This window comes from Microvirga sp. 2MCAF35 (assembly GCF_052115545.1).
Lineage (GTDB): Bacteria > Pseudomonadota > Alphaproteobacteria > Rhizobiales > Beijerinckiaceae > Microvirga.
Genome location: NZ_JBFRGW010000007.1, coordinates 1 through 20309, shown reverse-complemented (window position 1 = coordinate 20309; position 20309 = coordinate 1). Strand labels below are relative to the sequence as shown.

Genomic DNA, 20309 nt, shown 5'->3' with positions numbered 1-20309 from the left:
CGCCATTGGCTGCTTCGCAGTGCAGCATGTCAAGTTCGACTCTCGGACCATCCGCAGGGAAAACGACACGCTATAGCTGTGCCGGTTCAGGCCTCCGGCAGCACGGGCGTTTCGATGTCCTTGGCCTCGCGCCCGCGCCGGGCGGCTTCACGCTCCAGGAGGATCAGAGCCACGCCGGCGGCGCAGATGATGGCGGCGCCGACCAGCGTCCAGAAGCCGACCACGTCGCCGAAGAACAGGTAGCCCAGGACGATGGCCCACACGATCAGCGTATACTGATAGGGCGCCACGACGGAGGCAGGAGCGATCTTCAGCGAGCGGTTGACGCAGACATGGGCCGCCATGGACACGATGCCGAGCAGGAACAGACCCGCCAGGTCGAGGGGCCCCGGCGTCACCCAGGCGAGGGGGGCCGCGACGAGGCCGAAGATCAGCGCGCCGAGAATCTGGCCGAAGACGAGCGTTGCGTCGTCCGTGTCCCGGAGCTTGCGGGTGGTGATCATCAGGAGCGAGTAGAACAGGCTCCCTGCGAGCGCGATGAGAGCAGGGAGAGACAGGGTGGCCGTCGACGGACGCAGGGCGATGAGGACGCCGATGAAACCGACCGCGATCGCCAGGATGCGCGGCTTGTCGATCTTCTCGCCGAGCCAGAACGCCGCGAAGGCCGCGACATAGATGGGGCCTGCGAGATAATAGGTCATCACGTCGGCGAGCGGCAGATAGGTGACGGCCCAGTAGAAGCAGGCGACTTCGAGGGTTGAAAGCGTGATACGGACCGCGTGCAGGGCCGGTTGCGGCGGAATGGCGAAGGGCACCTTCCGCTGTCGCATGATGGGCAGGAGAACCATCAGGGCCGCGATGCTGCGCAGAAGCAGGACCTGACCGACCGAATAGGTGGCGACGAGCCACTTCCCCATGACGTCGTTCATGGCGAACATGAACACGCCCAGCAGCATCAGGCCGATGCCGACGAGGGTGCCTGAACGGACGATTTGCGCGGAGGATGAACCGGGGCGACTCATGGGGCGCATACATGAGCGAAGCGCCGGCAATGCACAAGCATTGTCGAACACGACCTTAGTCCGACGCTCGCTTCATTCTGATTGACCTGAGCCCTCATCCTGAGGAGGTCGCGCAGCGACCGTCTCGAAGGACGAGGGCGTCTCCTGTACTCTCTGGACGATCCTTCGAGACGCAGCTGCGCTGCTCCTCAGGATGAGGCGGAGGGCCAGGGTTGACGACGGGGATAGCCGGCACAAGGCCGGTGATGACGAGGAGGGTGTCATTTCGGGGCGAGCGTAAGCGAGAGCCCGGAACCCATAACCGCTAACGATGCCGGAAATGAGTGTGAGGCGGCTCGTACTTCCTTGAGCCGCCATGGTTATGGGTTATGGGTTCGCCTGCGGCGCCCCGTAATGACGGCGGTGCAACACTAAACGTCATGACACGAGGTGCGATGCCTTAAAACGTCTTCGCCCCGTTCACCGGCAGCATGATCGCGTAGAGCGATGTGGTCGCGCAGATGTAGAGCCGGTTCCGCTTCGGCCCGCCGAACACCACGTTTGCCACGGTTTCCGGCACGAGGATCTTGCCGATCATCGTGCCGTCGGGGTCGTAGCAATGGACGCCGTCGCCGGCGCTGGTCCAGATCCGTCCCGCGTCGTCCAGCCGGAAGCCATCGAACAGGCCTGCCGTGCAGGTGGCGAAGACCTTGCCGTTCGAGAGGCCGCCGTCGGCGCTCACGTCGAAGACGCGGATATGGCGCGGGCCGTCCTTCACGTGGGTCGCGCCGGTATCGGCCACGTAGAGACGCGTTTCGTCGGGCGAGAAGGCGATGCCGTTGGGGCGCACGAAATCGTCGCCGACGATGTGGACATCGCCCGTCTGCGGATCGACGCGATAGACATGGCAGGCGCCGATCTCGCTCTCCGCCTTGTGGCCCTCATAGTCGGAATCGATGCCGTAGGCTGGGTCCGTGAACCAGATCGAGCCGTCGGACTTCACCACCAGATCGTTAGGGCTGTTGAGGCGCTTGCCCTCATAATGACTCGCCAGCACGGTGATGGAGCCGTCATGCTCGGTGCGCGTCACGCGCCGGTTGCCGTGCTCGCAGGTGACCAGACGCCCCTGACGGTCGACGGTGTTGCCGTTGGAATACCCGGCCGGATGGCGAAAGACGCTGACCGCGCCGGAGGTCTCGTCGAACCGCATCATGCGGTCGTTGGGAATGTCGCTCCAGACCACATAGCGGCCTGCCGGAAAATAGGCCGGGCCCTCCGACCAGCGGCAGCCCTCCGCCAATTTCTCCAAACGCGCCGATCCCTTGAACAGGTGCTGGAAGCGCTCGTCGAGAACAACCGCGACATCTCTGAACATGGGAGCTCTCAAGTCCTGTCAGTGAGCCATCAGAACGGGAATGGACGTGTTGCCGAGGATATGGCTGGTCGCACCACCGAAGAACATCTGCCTGAGGCGGCTCTGGGTATAGGCACCCTTCACGAGAAGATCGCATCCGACCGCAGTGGCTTCGGACAGGATGGTCTCTCCGGGCTTGTTCGAGGGATCGGGTACCGTGATCGCCTCGGCCGGCATGTCGTGCATGCGCAGATGCCTGGCGAGTTCCGAACCGGAAGGACCGGGCACACCCCAGTCTTCCAGTTCGAGAACGACGATGCGCCGCGCCTTCTTGAGCAGGGGCATCGCGCCCAGGACCACGCGTGCGGTCTCGGTGCTCCGGTTCCACGCGATCACGACGGTCTCGGCGAAGGTGCGGGGCGCTTGAGGCGGCGCGATGAGGATGGGACGGCCGGTCTCGAACAGGGCCGCCTCCACGGTGGAGAGGCGGGTCTGGCCGTTCGACCCGTCCGGCCGTCCGACCACGATGAGATCGAACACCCGGCCGTAGGCGCCGAGGAACGCGTCTTCCGTGAGCCCGTCCTGCCGCCAGCCGAAGCCCAGGCCGGGCAGGCCCGCCGAGGCGCGTTCGATCTGCTGCACGGTCATGAAGGCCTCGAACCGCTCGCGGCAGGCGCGGGCCATTTCGAGCCGGTTCTCCGGGGTGATGGGTGAGGGAACACCGATGGCGATGTCCACCGGCAGGACAACCGGATAATCGGGGGTGATGGCGATCCCCTCGATATAGCTGTCGAAAATCCGGCCGACCTGCAGGGCAGTCCGCAGCTGGGGCTCGACGATTCCGTGGTCTTCAATCGGGACGAGAATGCTCTTCATAAGGATTATTGTCGCGCTTAAACCCGCGCTCGGCAAGACCATCCGAAAGTTCACCATGGGCTGTGGATGGGCTGGAGCATTTTTCGGGGAAGTGGGTCCGGTTCACCGTCAAAAATGCGGCAAAGCAAAAAAGAGAGGGGATTCCACGCCAGTGGAAACAGCTCTAGGGTTTGACATCCGGTTGTCGTCGGTTCCAGCTTGAATGCCCCGCCACATCAAGGAGTCCTAAGAAATGCGTAAGTTCGCGACCATCGGCGCAGCCACTCTCCTCGCGTTGTCCATTTCCGTGACCGCCCATGCGTTCGATCAGGGCAATACGAGCCGGATCAAGACATTGGTTGATACCGGCATGCAGTATTACTGGACCGGCGGGGACGTGAAGAAGGCGGAAGCCGAGATCTTCAAGGGCATTACCCTGCACGGACGCTACGACGTGGTGGAGAAGGCGTTCGCCGAGGCCTCGACCCTTGCGCCCGAGCGTCTCGATTTCCGCTTCGCGGTCGCCTCATCCCAGATCCTGCAGAAGAACCTTTCAGGCGCCCGGGCAACCTATCAGGACATTCTCGCCAAGGATCCGGCCTCCTTCGATGCGCAGGCCTGGCTCGCGGCGCTCGCGCGGATCGAGGGGCAGGCCGACGAGGCGGCCCTGACGGATCAGGCGCTGGCCGCTCTCGACCGCGAGCGCGCGGAAGCTTATCGCCAGCGTTTCACCCGCGCCGAGGCCATCATGGCCGAGCGTCCGAACCTGGACGTGCCGACCGTTCCCGGCCGCGTGATGATCGTCACCCTCGGCTATGCGCTCGCCAAGGACGGCACGGCGGAAAAACCGCTCCTCGACCGGCTCGACGTGGCGCTGAAGGCCGCGAACGCGAATCCGACGGCCCGGATCATGGTCACGGGCGGCCAGCCGCAGGCCGGTGTCACCGAGGGTGACGTCATGACCAAATGGCTTGTGGAGAAGGGTGTCGACCGGGACCGCATCCTCATCGAGGACAAGTCGAAGGATACGGTCGGTAACGTGCTGAACGTCGCCAACCTGCTAAAGCGCCACACAGCCGATGCGGTCATCCTGGTGACGAGCTCCAGCCATATGCGCCGCGCCCGCACGTTGCTCGAAGATGCCTTCCGGCAGTACGGGCTCAGCGCGCCGATCCTTCCGGTGGTGGCCCTCGACGCGTCGTCGGTCGAGGAGGCGGCGAAGGTTTCCAAGGACGAGCGGATGGTGATCTACCGCGATCTCATGCGCGTCTCGGGCCTGTGGGCCTATCCGGGCATCCAGCAGTAAACGGGCCTACTCGATCTTGAAGTCTCCTGGTTTCCAGGAGACTTTCGGATATTGCGGGTCCATCTCCTCAAGGGTCGCCTTGACGATGGTCGCGATGGCCGCGTTGCGGACCCATTTCCGGTCGGCGGGAATGATGTGCCAGGGCGCCCACTTGGTCGAGCAGCGATTGAGCATCGTTTCATAGGCTTCCTGGTATTCGTCCCAGTGCTCCCGATCTTCCAGGTCACCCGGGTTGAACTTCCAGTGCTTCGTCGGATCGTCGAGCCGCTCCTGAAGCCGCTCCTTCTGTTCGTCCTTCGAGATGTGCAGCATGAACTTGAGGATTGTCGTGCCGTTCTCCGCGAGCATCTTCTCGAACGCGTTGATCTGCTCGTAACGCTGCTCGATGGCCTTGTCAGGCGCGAGCTTCCTGACCCGGCCGATCAGAACGTCCTCGTAATGCGAGCGGTTGAAGATGCCGATGGTGCCGCGTCTGGGAACGGCCTCATGGACGCGCCAGAGATAATCGTGCTCCAGTTCGATCCGCGACGGCGGGCCGAAGGCGTGGACCGAGACGCCCAACGGCCCGGCCGCATTGAACACGCCGCGGATCGTGCCGTCCTTGCCTGATGTGTCGGTGCCTTGCAGGATCACGAGCAGGGACCGCTTTCCCTCCGCGTAGAGCCGGTCCTGCAGGATGTCGATATCCCTGGCGAGAGCCGCCGTTGCGGCCTTCGTTTCCTCCTCGTCCTTGAAGAGCGATTTGTCCCGTGGATCCCAGTCCTTCAGCCGAACCTTCCCGTCGGGTTCGACCCGAAGCTTGTTCATCAAGGTCCGTTCCTGATCCGCCATGCCCTGTCCTCCATGTCTCCAGGACGATAGGGCACCATGGCCGGAAAGGAAGGTTGGGATGGCGGCCGTCCCGGTCTTTACGGACATTCCGGCAGTGCCTACCAATGATCTCCCCATCACCATGGAAGAAGCCGCCACGATGCTGTCACTCTACTATTATCCCGGCAATGCCAGTCTCCTGCCGCACATGATGCTGCGGGAAATCGGGGCGGAGTTCGAGCTGTGCCTCGTGGATCGCGGGCAGAACGCCCAGAAAAGCACTGACTATCTCAAGCTCAATCCGAGCGGGCGCATCCCCGTTCTCGTCGACGGCGATCTCGTCCTGTTCGAGACGGCTGCCATCGCTCTTCATCTGGCCGACAAGTTCCCGGAATCGGGCCTTGCGCCCGCCGTCGGAACGGTCGAGCGGACGGAGTTCTACAGGTGGATGATCCATCTCACGAACACGCCGCAAGTGGAGTTTCGCGCCTGGTTCTATCCGCACGAGCACGTGAAGGACGAGGCCGCTGCGCCGACCGTCAAGCAGGCAGCCGGAGAGCGCCTCGACCGCATGTTCGACGTGATCTCCGGGCAGCTCGGCGACAAGCCTTGGCTTCTCGGCGAGCGTTTCTCCGCAGCCGACCTGTTCCTGTTCATGCTGATCCGTTGGGGCCGGGGCATGCCGCGCCCGCCGCGTAGCATTCCGAACCTCAACGCCTTGGCTGAGCGGGTGCTCGCACGGCCCGCCGTTCAGAAGGCGCTCGAGGTGGAAGGGATCAAGGCTCCGGTGTTCTGAGTTCTACTTCTTGCGCGATGTTCGCTTCGATGGGCGGCGCTCAGGCAATACCTGATCGACCTTGCCCATTTCGGCCCAGGGATCTCGTTTCAGCGAAGCGAGACGTTTGCTTAGGTTCTTGACGCTGAAGCCGTTGGGCCTGAGATCCGGCGACAGCTCCTCCCAGGCGATGGGCGTCGCCACGGGAGCGCCGGGTCGCGAGCGCGTGGAGTAGGGGGCGATTGCCGACGCCTCGCGATTGTTGCGCAGGTAATCGATGAAGATGCGACCCTCGCGCTCCTGCTTGACGGAGGTGGTCGTGTAGCGATCCGGCTCCTCGGCCGCCATGGCTTCGGCGATCTCGCGCGTGAACACGAGAGCGTCCTTCCAGGGCGCTTTCGGCTTGAGTGGCACGACCACGTGCAGGCCCTTGCCGCCGGTCGTCTTCACGAAGCTTTCCAGGCTCAGCGCTTTCAGCCGTTCGCGGACGGCCAATGCACCCTCGATCACACGCGGCCATTCCACCCCGTCACCGGGATCGAAATCGAAGATGAGCCGGTCGGGACGTTCGAGGTCGGCCAGGGTCGCGCCCCAGACATGCATCTCCAGCACGCCGGACTGGACGAGGGCTATGACGCCCTGAATGTCGCGAACCGTCAGGACTTCCGACTGACTCTTCCCGTCCGGCACCATGTCCCGGTGGATGAAGGAATTCATGCCCGCCCAGGAGTGGCGCTGGACGAAGCACTTCTTTTGCACTCCTCCGGGACAGCGGGTGAGCGTGAGAGGGCGGTTGACCAGATGCGGCAGGAGCCAATCGGCGATGCCGGCATAGAACTCGGCCAGTTCCTGCTTGGTCAATCCCTGATCTTCCCACAGCACGCGGTCAGGATGGGTGAGGGGAACGCCAGCCACTTCGGCTGAACTTCTACCGGATTCCATGGACTTCGACGCACTCCGCTTCGCGGGCTTTTCCGACTTTGCCGATGGTGCCTTCTTTGCCGGTGATTTCTTCTTCGCAGCACTCTTCGCCTTGCGTGCCGGGGCGATCTCCTCCAGCGAGCGGCCCGTCTTCACCGACAATGGCGCCTCGTCGAGAATGTCCGGATCGTTCTCGCCTCTAGCATAGCCATCCTCGGCCTTGATCAGAAGCCAGGATTCCTGCCGCTCGCGGGGACGTTTCGCCATGCGGACGAGATGCCATGTCCCATGCAGCTTCTCGCCATCAAGACGGAAGGTGAGACGGCCCTTCTCGTAGCTTTCGTGGGGATCGCCTTCCGGCTCCCATGTCCCGCGATCCCACAGCAGAACGGTGCCGCCGCCATATTGGCCTTCCGGGATCGTGCCTTCGAAGTCGCCGTAATCGAGCGGGTGGTCCTCCACATGGACCGCGAGGCGCTTCTCGCCCTGGACGAGGCTTGGTCCCTTCGCCACCGCCCAGCTCTTGAGAACCCCGTCGAGCTCGAGGCGGAAATCGTAATGCAGGCGCGAGGCGTCGTGCTTCTGCACGACGAAGGAAGCACCGCGACGGCGGGAAGCTTTGCCCGCCGGCTCGGAGGTTTTCGTGAAGTCGCGCTTGGCGCGATAGGCTGCGAGCTTTGCCATGGCGCCGAGTCAAATCCGCGCCATGGGTTCTGGTTCCAGCGCTAGGAGGCCAAGGGCTGGGTTGCCGCCTCGGCCTTGTCGCGCTCGGTCAGGAAGGCGGCCGCGATCAGATCGCGGGTATAGTCTTCGTGCGGCCTGTCGAAGATCTCCTCGGCCGTGCCGCGCTCCACCACCTTGCCGCTCTTCATGACCATGATCTCGTCCGAGAGCGCCCGCACGACCGCGAGGTCGTGGCTGATGAAGACGTAGGCCAAGCCGTGGGCCTTCTGCAGGCCGCGCAGCAGCTCGACGATTTCCTTTTGGACGGAGCGGTCCAGCGCCGAGGTCGGCTCGTCGAGCACCACGAGCTTCGGATGCAGGATCATGGCGCGGGCGATGGCGATGCGCTGACGCTGGCCGCCGGAGAATTCATGCGGGAAGCGGTTGCGCCATGCCGGGTCGAGCTGCACCTCCTCGAAGGCCTGGGCGGCCCGCCGGTCGCGCTCCTTGCGCGAGATGCTCGGTTCGTGGACGAGCAGGCCCTCGGTGACGATCTCACCCGCCGTCATGCGCGGCGACAGGGAGCCGAAGGGGTCCTGGAACACGAGCTGGAGATGACGCCGCAGGGGTCTCATGCCGCCCCGGTCGAGAGGCATCAGGTTCCGGTCCTCGAACCGCACGAGACCGGAGGCGGGCAGAAGGCGCAGGATGGCTCGGCCGAGGGTCGACTTGCCCGAGCCGGATTCACCCACGACACCCACCGTCTCGCCGGCGCGAACCCGCAGGCTCACATCGTCGACGGCACGAAGCACATGCGTCGCCTTGCCGAAGAAGCTCTTCTCCAGGGCGAACTGAACCGCGATGTTCCGCGCATCGAGCACCACCGGCGCCGTGGGCGCGACCGGCTCCTTGCGGCCGGTCGGCTCGGCGTCGATGAGCATCTGCGTGTAGGGATGCTTGGGCGCCGCGAAGATCGCGTCGGTGTCGCCGCTTTCCACCACCTCGCCGCGCTTCATCACATAGGTGCGGTCGGCGAAGCGGCGCACCACGCCGAGATCGTGGGTGATGAACACGATCGACATGCCGAGCCGCTTCTGCAGGTCCGCCAGAAGCTCCAGGATGCGGGCCTGGACGGTCACGTCGAGAGCGGTCGTCGGCTCGTCGGCGATCAGCACGTCCGGGTTGTTGGCGAGCGCCATGGCGATCATCACGCGCTGGCGCTGGCCGCCCGACATCTCGTGCGGATAGGCATCGATGCGCCGCGCCGGGTCGGGGATGCGGACGAGTTCCAGAAGCTCGATGGCGCGCTTGCGGGCCTCGGCTTTGCTCAGGCCGCCATGGGTGGTGAGCGGAAGGCTCAGCTGATCGCCGATCCGGTAGAGCGGATCGAGGGAGGTCATCGGCTCCTGGAAGATCATGGTGAGCTTGGAGCCGCGGTAGTTGTTGAGCCGGCCCGGAGACAGGCCGACAAGCTCCTCGCCGCGATACTTGACCGAGCCTTCGGCCCAGCCGTTCGAGGCGAGAAGCCCCATGACGGACATCATGGTCTGACTCTTGCCCGACCCGGACTCGCCCACGATGGCGACGGTTTCGCCCGGATTGATGTCGAGGTCGATGCCCTTTACCGCATGGAGGATGCCGTCGCCGGTGCGGAAACGGACGTGAAGGTTGCGGACGGAAAGAACGGGTTCAGCCATCTCAGCGATCCTTCGGGTCGAGAGCATCGCGCAAGCCGTCGCCGATGAAGTTCAGGCAGAAAAGGATCGCGACAAGCGTGATGGAGGGATAGATCAGCATCCAGGTGGCGCCCTGGATGTTCTTGGCGCCTTCCGAGATCAGGACGCCGAGGCTGGTGTTGGGCTCCTGGACGCCGAGGCCGAGGAACGAGAGAAAGCTCTCCAGCAGGATCACCTTCGGCACGAGAAGCGTCATGTAGACCACGACGGGTCCCAGCGTGTTGGGAATCACGTGGCGGCGGATGATGCCCTTGGTTTCGACGCCCAGGGCTTCTGCGGCCTGCACGTATTCCTGCCGCTTGATGGAAAGCGTCTGGCCTCGGACGATACGGGCCATGTCGAGCCATTCGACGGCGCCGACCGCGATGAACATCAGCACGAAATTACGGCCGAAGAACACGACCAGCATGATCACGAAGAAGATGAAAGGCAGCGAGTAGAGAACGTCGACGATGCGCATCATCACGAGATCGACCCGTCCGCCGAGATAGCCGGATGTCGCGCCGTAGATCACGCCGATGATAATCGCCACGAAGGTGGCGAGCAGGCCGATGGCGAGCGAGATCTGGCCCGCCTTCATGGTGCGGGTGAGAAGATCGCGTCCGTTGGTATCCGTGCCGAAGAAGAAGTATTGCCGCTTCAAGGGCACATCGACGACGAGGCGCTGGCCCTCCTGCTGCTTTTCCACCACGCGGGCTGGTCCGAACAGGTCCGAGCGCTCGAAATAGGCGAGCAGCCGTTCGTCGATCGGCCGGCTGCTCGAGCTCACGAGCGTCATGTGGACGACGTCGTTGTCGATGGCGATGTTTTCAGCTTTCGCACGGACGCGGGCACCGATGCGCTCGATATTGGGCTCGATCTGATCGGCCTTCGGATAGGCCTCGAGGCTTGCCGGCACCTTCACGTAATCAGGATAGACCCGGTCGAAGGGATGGCCCGTGAAGAACGGCCCGAAGATGCAGGCGAGCGCGATCAGGCCGAGCACGATGATGCTGGTCAGCGCGGCGCGGTTGCGAACGAGACGACCGCGGGCCTCGGCCCAGAGGGAGCGTCCGGTGATGGGGCCCGTCATGGTTTCGACGGGGAGAACGGCGCCTTCAGCCATGGGAGGTCTCACTCGTAGCGAATGCGCGGATCGATAAGGGCGTAGAGAATATCGACCACGAGATTGAAGAGCAGAACGAAGACGGCGACCACCACGACCGTGCCCATGACGAGGGTGTAGTCGCGGTTCAGCGCTCCTTCGACGAAGTAGCGTCCGATGCCCGGCAGGCCGAAGATGGTCTCCACCACCACGGAGCCGGTGAGCAGGGCTGCCGCCGCAGGTCCAAGATAGGACACTACGGGCAGGGCGGCCCCGCGCAGGGCATGAGCCACGATCACCCGGGTGGGCAGGCCCAGCGAGCGCAGGGTGCGGATGTGGTTGGAGCGCAGGTTCTCGATCATCGCCGCGCGGGTCATGCGCGAAACGACCGCGATCTGTGGCAGGGCCAGGACCAGCACGGGCAGGATCAGGTTGCGGATGTTTCCGTTCGCCCACCCGGCGACAGGAAGCCACGCGAGAGCCAGGCCGAAAACGATCTGGAGGATCGGCGCCACGACGAAGTTCGGGATGGTCAGTCCCAGCGCGCCCATGCCGGTGACCAGATAATCGACGGTGCTGTTCTGGCGCAGGGCCGCGATGGAGCCCAGGGTGCCGCCGACGATGATGGCGAAGGACAGGGCGAGGGCGCCCAGGGTCATCGAAATCGGAAGGCCGCGCGCGAAGAGTTCACCCACCGAGAAGTCGCGCAGGATGAAGGAGGGGCCGAAATCGCCCCGCGCGACGGCGCCGAGATACAGCAGGTACTGCTGAAAGAGCGGCTTATCGAGCTGATAGATCCGGTTGAGGTTTTCCATCACCTTGGCCTCGAGGGGCCGCTCCAGATCGAACGGCCCGCCGGGCGCGAGCCGGATCAGGAAGAACGAGATGGTGATGATGATGAAAAGGGTCGGGATGGCCGATAGGAAACGGCGAAAGATGAAGGAGAGCACGGAAAGCTCCTCCTGCTACAGCATAACAATAAAAGAATAGGGCGGCCTGACGCGCAGACCGCCCCCTTTGGCAGATTTATTTTTACTGCGTCTTCGACAGGAACCGCGACGGATAGACGCCGCGGGTGTTCTGCACGAAGCCCTTGATCTTCGGCGAGATCAGGTTGCTCTTGCCGTAGTACATGATCGGAATCCAGGGCATGTCCCGCATGAGAATCGCCTCGGCCTTCTTCATCATGTCGGCGCGCTTCGTGAGATCAAGCTCCTTGGCCGCGTCGTCGAGCAGCTTGTCGAACTCCGGATTGTTGTACTTACCGTAGTTGAAGCCCTTGTTGTCGCTCTTGAGCAGGAACAGGAAGTTGTTCGGATCAGAGTAGTCGGCGATCCAGCCGTAGCGGGCCACGTCGAAATCGCCGCCGTCACGCAGATGGGCGAAGTGGGTCTTGCCGTCCGTGTTGATGAAGGAGGTCTCGATGCCGGCCTGCTTCCACTGCTCGGAAATGGCGATGACCGTGTTCCGGTTGTTGTCCGTGGTGTTGTAACGGATCTCGACCTTCAGCGGCTTGCCCGGGCCGAAGCCCGCTTCCGTGAGGAGCTTCTTGGCGGCGTCCTCGCGGTCGATCGGGGACTGGTCCTTGTAGCTCATGTAGGCCGGCTCGCCGTAATTGCCCACGCCCGGGGGCATGAACGAGTAGCCCGGCTGCATGGTCTGGCCCCAGATCTGCTCGGCGATGAACTCGCGGTCGATCAGCATCGACAGGGCCTGGCGCACCTTCACGTCGTTGAAGGGAGCCTTCGAGGAGTTCACGACCATGTACCAGGTGCCGAGATACGGGCCGAGCTTGACCTGATCCTTGAAGCGTTCCTTGAGCGACTTCATTTGGTCGGCCGGCACGTCGTCCGTGGTGTCGAGTTCGCCAGCCTCGTAGCGGCGGACCATGGCGGCGAAGTCGGGAGTCGGGAAGTAGTTGACCGTGTCGATCTGGACGTTCTTGGCGTCGTAGTAGTTTTCGTTCTTGGCGAGCTTGATGTGGGAGTTCGGCACGAACTCGACCAGCTTGTAGGCGCCGTTCGTCACCATGTTGCCCGGCTTCACGAAGTCCTTGCCGAACTTCTCGACCGAGGCCTTGTGCACGGGAAGGCTGGTCTGGTGGGTCAGCAGCTCGATGAAGTAGGGGGTCGCGGCTTCGAGGGTGATCTCGACCGTCTTGGGGTCGACCGCCTTCACGCCCAGCTCCTCGGGCTTGCCCTGGCCCTTGTTGATCTTCTCGGCGTTCTTGATGGGATAAAGGATGTTGGCGTATTTCGCGCCGGTCGCCGGATCCATGATGCGGCGATAAGAATAAACGAAGTCCTCGGCCGTGACCGGGTCGCCGTTCGACCACTTCAGGCCATCACGAAGCGTAAAGCGATAAGTCTTGCCGTCGTCGCTGACTTCCCACTTCGCGGCCTGGCCGGGGACGGCTTCGCCCTTGGCGTTGTAGGTCACGAGGCCTTCGAGCATGTCGCGCAGGATGTGCGATTCCTGGACGGTCGACGTCTTGTGCGTGTCGAGCGTTTCCGGCTCGCCCGAATTGGCGCGGTTGTAGACGACTTCAGCCGACGCGGCGCCCATGAGGGCGGCCGTGGCGACGGCGGCAAGAGCCGTGCGTTTGATCCATGATGACATTGGGCGGGTTCCCTTTCTGGTCTTATTGCAGAGTTCTTGAATGTCTCGGTCAGAGCCGGTTAGGGCAGTAACCTTGCCCTATTTGTTGATCAATCAACTGTTTATGTCCAGTACTATCCCTAAAAGTCGAGAAAAATCAAGAATAGTAAAGGTTTAGCAGTTTTAAGAGGGCTCAGGCCCCGGTGTCGAACACCAGTCCTGCCGCCTCGATACCCCCGGCAGCGGCGATTTCGTCATTGTCCGAGGTATCGCCCGAGACACCCACGGCGCCGAGGATCTGTCCCTGGGCGTCCTTGATCAGAACACCGCCCGGGACCGGCACGAGCTGTCCCCCGACCGCATGGGTAGCGGAGGCGATGAAGTAGGGGCGGTCGGTCGCCATCTTGTGGAGCGCGCGGGAACCGATGCCCAGGGACAAGGCGCCATAGGCCTTGCCCATGGCGATCTCGGCCCGCTTCAGGCTGGTCCCGTCTTCCGACAGGAGCGCCTTGAGGGCGCCCCGGGCGTCGTAGACGACGACGGACAGGGGCTTGAAGGCTTTCTCCCGCGCGGTCTTGAGAGTGGAGGCGGCGATTTTCTGGGCTGCTTCCAGGGTGAGTTCGGTCACTTGGTTTCTCCAGTAAGTGTCGTTGTCGGGGGCAGACGCTCTAAGGCTTTGTTTTCCCGCATCTTTACACGCAGAGCTGGTTCCCGCTTGCGCGTCCGATGTTTTAGCGCGTGGCCGTGTCCTTGGCCGCAAGCCAGGTTGCCACGGCCTTGCGCTCGTCCAGGGTCATCTCGGTGATGTTGTTGGGCGGCATGGCGTGGGTCAGCACGCTCTGGACGCGGATGATCTCCGCGTGGCGGGCGATCTCCTCCGGCGTGTCGAGGCGAACGCCCTTCGGGGCCGTTGTGATGCCGTCCCATACGGGCTCGGCCGCATGGCACATGGAGCAGCGGGACTGGATGGTGAGCACGGCTTCGTCGAAGGAGGCCGTCACGGCCGCAGGTGTCGCATTCGTGGGAGCCGCCGCCAGATTGGCGTTCCCCGGCTTGCCGAGGATCGAAAGCCAGATTGCCGCCCAGATGCAGAGCGCCGCCACAGCCCAGGTCCACCACGGCGATCCCTTGCCGGCATGCTGCGAGTTGAAGAAGTGCCGGATCACGGCGCCTGCGATCACGATCATCCCGATGATGGCGACCGCGTAGCGCGAGGACCATGCGAGCGGGTAATGGTTCGACAGCATCAGGAAGATGACGGGAAGCGTCAGGTAGTTGTTGTGCGTCGATCGCAGCTTGGCCTCCGCGCCGAGTCTCGGGTCTGGCGAGCGACCCGCCAGCAGCGTGGCCACCACCTTCTTCTGGTTCGGGATGATGATGAAGAACACGCTCGCCGACATCCAGGTGGCGATCATCGCGCCCGTATGGAGAAAGGCCGCGCGGCCGTTGAACACCTGCGTGAAGGCGAAAGCGGCCAGCAGGATGTAGACGAAGAGCGCAACCCCGAGGACGCCGCCGTTTCTGCCCAGGGGCGAGCGGCAGAGGCCCTCATAGACGAACCAGCTCACCACGATGCCGCCGATGCCGATGGCCGGCGCCTGCCAGGGCGCAAGGGCCCGAACGCTCGGATCGATAGTGTAGAGGTCGGCGTGGAGATAATAGACCCAGACGATGAGGAAGAAGCCGCTGATCCAGGTGGAATAGCTCTCCCACTTGAACCAGGTCAGCTCCTTCGGCAGCTCGGGGGGCGCAACGAGATACTTGCGCATGTTGTAGAAACCGCCGCCGTGAACCTGCCAAGCCTCGCCGCCGACGCCTGCCGGCAGCCCCTCGCGCTTCTTGAGGCTGAGATCCAGATGGATGAAATAGAAGGACGAGCCGATCCAGGCGATCGCGGTAATCACATGGATCCAGCGAATGATCTGGCTGATCCATTCGGAAATTTGCGGGTCGATCATGCAAGCCCTTGAGCCATGAGGGAGCGTGTACCCTATGGCGGCGCCTCCGTTTGCGGAAGGCCCGGGTTCAGGCTTTTTCAACAGGAACCCTGTCCCGGAAACCCGGCCTTTCGACAATTGGGATGACGGTGGCAGCTTGACGTGAGGGCACGGGACCGAAAGATTTCCGGAGACGCCATACGCCATTCTTTACCCGCGAGGTTTCATGGGACGCTTGTCCACCCACGTTCTGGATACCGTCAACGGCAGGCCTGCCGGCGGGGTCGCCATCGAGCTCTTCGCGGTCGACGGCGAGCAACGCCGCTCGGTCGTCAAGACCACGACCAATGCCGACGGGCGCACCGATGCGCCTCTGATGATCGGCGACGCCTTCCGCGCCGGGACCTATGAACTCGTCTTCTCGGTCGGGGCCTATTTCAGGTCGCTCGGCACGGCGACCGCCGATCCGCCGTTCCTGGACGTCGTTCCGATCCGCTTCACCATCGCGGAGTCCGACGGGCATTACCACGTTCCGCTCCTCGTTTCGCCCTGGAGCTACTCCACCTATCGAGGAAGCTGACCTTGTCCGAGACCTCCTATCCCCGCGACCTCGTCGGCTACGGCCGCAACCCGCCGCATCCGCGCTGGCCGAACCAGGCGCGGATCTGCATTCAGTTCGTGATCAATTACGAAGAGGGCGGCGAGAACAACGTCCTCCATGGCGACCGGGCATCCGAAGCCTTCCTGTCGGAGATCGTGGGCGCGCAACCCTGGCTCGGCCAGCGGCACATGAGCATGGAGTCGATCTACGAATATGGCTCCCGCACGGGCTTCTGGCGCCTGTGGCGGATGTTCACCGAGCGCAACATGCCGGTGACCGTCTACGGCGTCGCCACGGCCCTCAAGCGGAATCCGGACGCTGTCGCGGCCATGAAGGAGGCCGATTGGGAGATCGCAAGCCACGGACTCAAGTGGATCGACTACCGGGATTTCTCGGCGGAAGAAGAGCGGGCGCACATGAAGGAGGCGATCCGCATCCATACTGAGGTGACGGGAGAGCGGCCTCTCGGCTGGTACACGGGCCGCACGTCGGAGCACACCAACCGTCTCGTGGCGGAGGAGGGCGGGTTCCTCTACAGCGCCGATTCCTACGCGGACGAGCTGCCCTATTGGGAACGGCACGGGGACCGGCAGCAGCTGATCGTGCCCTACACGCTCGACGCCAACGACATGCGCTTCGCCACCCCGCAGGGTTTCAATGCGGGCGACCAGTTCTTCGCCTATCTGAAGGACAGTTTCGACACGCTCTACGCGGAAGGCGAGACGGCGCCGAAAATGCTGTCGATCGGGCTCCATTGCCGTCTCGTCGGCCGCCCCGGCCGCGCCGCGGCCCTGGCCCGCTTCCTGGATTACGTTGCGTCTCATGAGCATGTCTGGGTGGCGCGGCGCATCGACATCGCTCGTCACTGGATCCGGAACCACCGCCCAGTCGATCTCAAGCCCAGCCGCATGAGCCGCATGCTGTTCGTGGACGTCTTCGGCGATATCTTCGAGCATTCGCCCTGGATCGCGGAACGCACCTACGTTGCCGGACTGACAACCGGGCAGGATACGGCCGAGGGGCTCCATGCGGCGATGGTCCAAGCGCTCTCGGAGGGAACGCGCGAGCAGAAACTGGCACTGGTCAATGCCCATCCGGACCTCGCCGGACGGCTGAAGCTTGCCGATCTCACGGCCGATTCACGCAATGAGCAATCCTCGGCCGGTCTCGACAGCCTGACCGAGGAGGAGCGTAACCGATTCCTGAAACTGAACGACGCGTACCGGCAGAAATTCGGCTTCCCCTTCATCATGGCGGTGAAGGGCCGCTCGAAGGGCGAGATCCTCGCCGCCTTCGAGGAGCGGCTGGACCATGAGCAGGACATCGAGTTCGAAACCGCCATGGGGCAAATCGAGCTGATCGCCCTGCTCAGGCTGAAGGACCGGCTGCCGTCGCTGGCGGACGTCTTCTCGAACCTGGCCTGACCGGAACCCTGAGGGCCAATGCGCGTCTTCCTGACAGCTTGGCCATCGTGAGCCGGGCGGAAGGAGGAGGACGATATGGGTCTGTTCAAATTCATCAAGGAGGCCGGCGCCAAGATCTTCGGAGGCAGCGCCGCCGCCGCTACTCCCGACAAACTGCAGCAGGAGGTCCAGGGGCACGGATTCGACGCCTCCAAGCTCGGGATCCAGGTCGACGGCGACAAGGTGAAGCTGTCGGGACAGGCCGCCAATCAGGAGGAGGCCGAGAAGATCATCCTCTCCCTCGGCAACACCTATGGCGTGGCCGAGGTCGATACGAGCGAGCTTCAGGTCCAGCAGCCATCGCAGGCCTCGACCATGTATACCGTCCAGAAGGGGGACACCCTCTGGGAGATCGCCGAGAAGCATTACGGCAAGGGCAAAGGCGCGAAATACACCGAGATCGTCAAGGCCAATTCCCCGCCGGTGAAGGATCCCGACATGATCCAGCCGGGCTGGGTGCTGCGGATTCCGCCTCTGGCTTAAGACGGGACCGGATTGCACTCCTCCCTGGGAAGCCGATATGAGTGGCCCATCCCAGGGAGGAATTTCCATGAATGAAGCGCCAAGAATCATCGATCTCGAGCGGGAGGCCGTCAAGCAGGGGCTTCGGGAAGGCTCTCTCGTTCTGGTCGATGTCCGCGAGCCGCATGAATTCGCCGCCGGGCACATTCCCGGTGCCGTGTCCCATCCGCTCTCGACCTTCGATCCGTCCTCCCTGCCTGAAGGCAAGCGAATCGTGTTCTCGTGCGCGGCCGGCGTCCGGTCGGTCAGAGCCCTCGAATTCGCGCAGGCTGCCGGCCGGGACATCCGCGAGCACTACAAGGGCGGCTTCAAGGACTGGGCTGCATCGGGCGAACCCGTGGAATGACCGGGGAGCACGGGCCGCTCACATAGATGTGTTCCAAAGTAGAGTGCTCAAGCTTAACCAGATATGCGCTAATGCCGGCCCGCTGACGGTGGTTCGTAGGGACGCCATCGGTCGCGCCCATAAGGGAAAGACAATATGAAGCGTACGATATTTGTCGCCGGCCTCGCGGCCCTCGGGGTGACTGCCGCCATCGCACAGAGCGATGTGGTCGAGCAGCGCCAGGCGCTCATGAAGCAGATGGGAGCCCAGACCCGGCCCATCGGCGCCATGATGCGCGGCCAGGAGCCGTTCGATCTCGCCAAGGTCCAGGCCAGCTTGAAGGTGCTCGCGGAAAACCCCGTGAAGTTCGTGGCCCTGTTCCCCGAGAATTCGAAGGACGCGCCCAAGACCGAGGCCCTGCCGTCCGTGTGGGAGAACAAGGCCAAGTTCGAATCCTATGGATCGAAGATGAGCCAGGACGCCCAGACCGCCATGGCTTCGATCAAGGATGAGGCCTCGTTCAAGACCGAGATGCCGAAGGTGCTTCAGAACTGCGGCACCTGCCATAACGAGTTCCGGAAGAAGAGCTCTTAAGTTCGAGAGCCTGAAGATGGGCGGCCTCAGAGCATCGGACCCAAAAGTGGATTTGCACTTTTGGGTCCAATACGCCAGGGCTGCCCGTTTCCTTTGGAGATGCGTCGATGCGTAAAGCGCTCGTGGGTCTTTTGGTTCTGGCACTCGTCGGAGCGCTGGGCTTCTGGGGCCTGACCTCCCCAATGGCCTACAACCTGATCAGGGGGAACGATCCGGCTCCCTCAGAAACGTCAAGCGGCTCAAGTCGCCAACCCAACCTCGAGAACGGCCGCACCCTGTTTTATGCCGGGGGCTGCACCTCATGCCACGCGGTGCCCAATCAGGACGACAAGCTGCGGCTCGGCGGCGGATATGCGCTGAAATCGCCCTTCGGCACCTTTCACGTTCCGAACATCTCGCCCCACAAGCAGGATGGCATCGGCTCCTGGACCACGGCGGATTTCGTCCGCGCCATGCGTGAGGGCGTTGCCCCCGACGGCAGCCACCTTTATCCGGCTTTTCCTTATACGAGCTATCAGAGGATGAGCCCTGAGGACCTCGGGGATCTCTTCGCCTTCATCATGACGCTTGCGCCCGTCGAAGGGCGTGCGCCGGATCACGAATTGCCTTTCCCCTTTAACATCCGCCGGGGCGTCGGCCTGTGGAAGCTCGCTTTCCTGGACGGGCAGGTCTTCCGGCCGGATCCATCCAAGCCGGCGAGCTGGAACCGGGGCGCCTTTCTGGTGAACGGGCCCGGGCATTGCGCCGAATGCCACAGCGAGCGCAATGCCGCCGGTGCCATCATCGAGGACCGGCGCTTCGCCGGCGGCCCCGATCCGGAGGGCCGGGGCACCGTTCCCAACATCACCCCGCATCCGACCGGCATCGGAGGCTGGACACCGGATGACCTCACGACCCTGTTGAAGACCGGCGAGACGCCGAACTTCGATACGGTCGGCGGACCGATGGGCGCCGTAGTGGGCAACACGTCTCATCTGTCCGACGCGGACCGGAAGGCCATGGCGGAATATCTCCTGTCCCTGCCGCCGAAGCAGGGCTTCAAGAAGCCTGAATAGGGTTGGCAGAGAATATTCGCGGCCGCTGCTGATTCTTCCGTGAACGGCATCCCCTCCACTGGCATGGCCGTCCCCGGACTTGATCCGGGATCAGTCCCGGCCATCGGCCATCCACGCCTTCTCTCAAACTCTCTGGCCTCATCCTGAGGAGCAGCGCAGCTGCGTCTCGAAAGGAGGTTCCAGAGAGCGCTGGAGACGCCCTCGTGCCCGGACATCGTCCGGGACCTCGAGACACCGCCTGCGGCGGTCCTCACGATGAGGGCTCAGGCAAGGGGATGAGCGCTGCGCTTGCATCCTCTCCCCCGTCATGGCCGGGCTTGTGCCGGCTATCCCGGTGCTGAAAAGCACCCTGGCCGTCATTCCGGGGCGAGCGTGAGCGAGAGCCCGGAACCCAGGACCGCAGGCGATGCCGAAAGAGGCGCAACGCGGATCGTGTTTTCTTGAGCCGTTGTGTTCATGGGTTCCGGGCTCGCCTCCGGCGCCCCGGAATGACGGCGGTGAGGCTGCAGCAGGCGGGAGCAGCGGCCTAACGCCGGCCATGACATGGTGCGGCAGAGGTTATGTTCTCATTTTGTTCTTGACAGATGCTGCAACCTTGGCTATATCGTTGCACAGCCTGATCCGACGAGGGGCGCGCTTCGCGAGGCGTCGCAAGTTGTGGGAGCAGGCACGGTCCTGTCCGCCGGTCACGCAGCCGGCGCCAGGAGGC

At 63.4% G+C, this 20309-nt stretch carries 18 protein-coding genes and 2 pseudogenes; 8 read left to right on the top strand and 12 right to left on the bottom strand.

Going from position 1 to position 20309, the window contains the following annotated elements; all coding sequences use genetic code 11:
- Positions 1 to 86: 86 nt before the first annotated feature.
- The 3 genes from AB4097_RS05135 to AB4097_RS05125 form a co-directional block, all read right to left on the bottom strand.
- The gene (locus AB4097_RS05135; RefSeq protein ID WP_442037532.1) at positions 87 to 1022 is read right to left on the bottom strand and encodes a DMT family transporter; all 936 of its coding nucleotides are present in this window, start codon (positions 1020 to 1022) and stop codon (positions 87 to 89) included.
- Between the two features lie 439 nt (positions 1023 to 1461).
- Positions 1462 to 2376 carry an SMP-30/gluconolactonase/LRE family protein gene (locus tag AB4097_RS05130; RefSeq protein ID WP_442037531.1) on the bottom strand — a complete coding sequence of 305 codons (915 nt, stop codon included), beginning with the start codon at positions 2374 to 2376 and terminating at the stop codon, positions 1462 to 1464.
- Between the two features lie 18 nt (positions 2377 to 2394).
- Complete coding sequence (locus AB4097_RS05125) at positions 2395 to 3231, bottom strand: universal stress protein (protein ID WP_442037530.1); 837 nt, start codon at positions 3229 to 3231, stop codon at positions 2395 to 2397.
- Positions 3232 to 3463: 232 nt separating this feature from the next.
- On the opposite strand from AB4097_RS05125, the gene AB4097_RS05120 reads away from it, so the two are divergent.
- Entirely contained in the window at positions 3464 to 4516 is a 1053-nt protein-coding gene (locus AB4097_RS05120; RefSeq protein WP_442037529.1) for an ElyC/SanA/YdcF family protein, read from the top strand.
- 6 nt (positions 4517 to 4522) lie between these two features.
- Here the strand turns inward: AB4097_RS05120 and AB4097_RS05115 are convergent, their stop codons facing one another.
- The gene (locus AB4097_RS05115; RefSeq protein ID WP_442037528.1) at positions 4523 to 5347 is read right to left on the bottom strand and encodes a polyphosphate kinase 2 family protein; all 825 of its coding nucleotides are present in this window, start codon (positions 5345 to 5347) and stop codon (positions 4523 to 4525) included.
- A 58-nt stretch (positions 5348 to 5405) separates the two neighbouring features.
- Between AB4097_RS05115 and AB4097_RS05110 the strand changes: the two genes are divergently transcribed.
- Positions 5406 to 6122, top strand: a complete 717-nt coding sequence (locus AB4097_RS05110; protein ID WP_442037527.1) for a glutathione S-transferase family protein — start codon at positions 5406 to 5408, stop codon at positions 6120 to 6122.
- Positions 6123 to 6125: 3 nt separating this feature from the next.
- Here AB4097_RS05110 and ligD read toward each other — a convergent pair.
- The 8 genes and pseudogenes from ligD to AB4097_RS05070 form a co-directional block, all read right to left on the bottom strand.
- A pseudogene (gene ligD / locus AB4097_RS05105) lies at positions 6126 to 6995 on the bottom strand (non-homologous end-joining DNA ligase); the annotation flags it as partial.
- Between the two features lie 57 nt (positions 6996 to 7052).
- Positions 7053 to 7706: pseudogene (locus tag AB4097_RS05100) on the bottom strand (DNA polymerase ligase N-terminal domain-containing protein); the annotation flags it as partial.
- Positions 7707 to 7747: 41 nt separating this feature from the next.
- On the bottom strand, positions 7748 to 9382 hold the full coding sequence (locus AB4097_RS05095; RefSeq protein ID WP_442037526.1) for an ABC transporter ATP-binding protein: 1635 nt from the start codon (positions 9380 to 9382) through the stop codon (positions 7748 to 7750).
- A 1-nt stretch (position 9383) separates the two neighbouring features.
- Positions 9384 to 10526 (bottom strand): ABC transporter permease subunit, encoded by a 1143-nt coding sequence (locus AB4097_RS05090; protein ID WP_442037525.1) that lies wholly within the window; start codon positions 10524 to 10526, stop codon positions 9384 to 9386.
- Positions 10527 to 10534: 8 nt separating this feature from the next.
- Positions 10535 to 11455: an oligopeptide ABC transporter permease OppB gene (gene oppB, locus AB4097_RS05085; protein WP_442037524.1), complete on the bottom strand. Its 921-nt coding sequence runs from the start codon at positions 11453 to 11455 to the stop codon at positions 10535 to 10537.
- A gap of 82 nt (positions 11456 to 11537) precedes the next feature.
- Complete coding sequence (locus tag AB4097_RS05080) at positions 11538 to 13124, bottom strand: peptide ABC transporter substrate-binding protein (protein ID WP_442037523.1); 1587 nt, start codon at positions 13122 to 13124, stop codon at positions 11538 to 11540.
- Between the two features lie 172 nt (positions 13125 to 13296).
- Positions 13297 to 13731 carry a GlcG/HbpS family heme-binding protein gene (locus AB4097_RS05075; RefSeq protein ID WP_442037522.1) on the bottom strand — a complete coding sequence of 145 codons (435 nt, stop codon included), beginning with the start codon at positions 13729 to 13731 and terminating at the stop codon, positions 13297 to 13299.
- A gap of 103 nt (positions 13732 to 13834) precedes the next feature.
- Entirely contained in the window at positions 13835 to 15061 is a 1227-nt protein-coding gene (locus AB4097_RS05070; RefSeq protein ID WP_442037521.1) for a urate hydroxylase PuuD, read from the bottom strand.
- Between the two features lie 205 nt (positions 15062 to 15266).
- On the opposite strand from AB4097_RS05070, the gene uraH reads away from it, so the two are divergent.
- The 6 genes from uraH to AB4097_RS05040 all read left to right on the top strand — a co-directional run bounded on the left by uraH (position 15267) and on the right by AB4097_RS05040 (position 19600).
- On the top strand, positions 15267 to 15620 hold the full coding sequence (gene uraH, locus AB4097_RS05065) for a hydroxyisourate hydrolase (protein WP_442037520.1): 354 nt from the start codon (positions 15267 to 15269) through the stop codon (positions 15618 to 15620).
- Between the two features lie 2 nt (positions 15621 to 15622).
- Positions 15623 to 17065, top strand: coding sequence for an allantoinase PuuE (gene puuE / locus AB4097_RS05060; protein ID WP_442037519.1), 1443 nt, complete (start codon positions 15623 to 15625; stop codon positions 17063 to 17065).
- Between the two features lie 75 nt (positions 17066 to 17140).
- Positions 17141 to 17587: a peptidoglycan-binding protein LysM gene (lysM, locus tag AB4097_RS05055; RefSeq protein ID WP_442037518.1), complete on the top strand. Its 447-nt coding sequence runs from the start codon at positions 17141 to 17143 to the stop codon at positions 17585 to 17587.
- Positions 17588 to 17654: 67 nt separating this feature from the next.
- The gene (locus AB4097_RS05050; protein ID WP_442037517.1) at positions 17655 to 17972 is read left to right on the top strand and encodes a rhodanese-like domain-containing protein; all 318 of its coding nucleotides are present in this window, start codon (positions 17655 to 17657) and stop codon (positions 17970 to 17972) included.
- A gap of 135 nt (positions 17973 to 18107) precedes the next feature.
- Positions 18108 to 18545: a c-type cytochrome gene (locus AB4097_RS05045; RefSeq protein WP_442037516.1), complete on the top strand. Its 438-nt coding sequence runs from the start codon at positions 18108 to 18110 to the stop codon at positions 18543 to 18545.
- 107 nt (positions 18546 to 18652) lie between these two features.
- A complete protein-coding gene (locus tag AB4097_RS05040) occupies positions 18653 to 19600 on the top strand; it encodes a c-type cytochrome (protein WP_442037515.1) in 948 nt (315 codons plus the stop codon).
- Positions 19601 to 20309 lie beyond the last annotated feature (709 nt).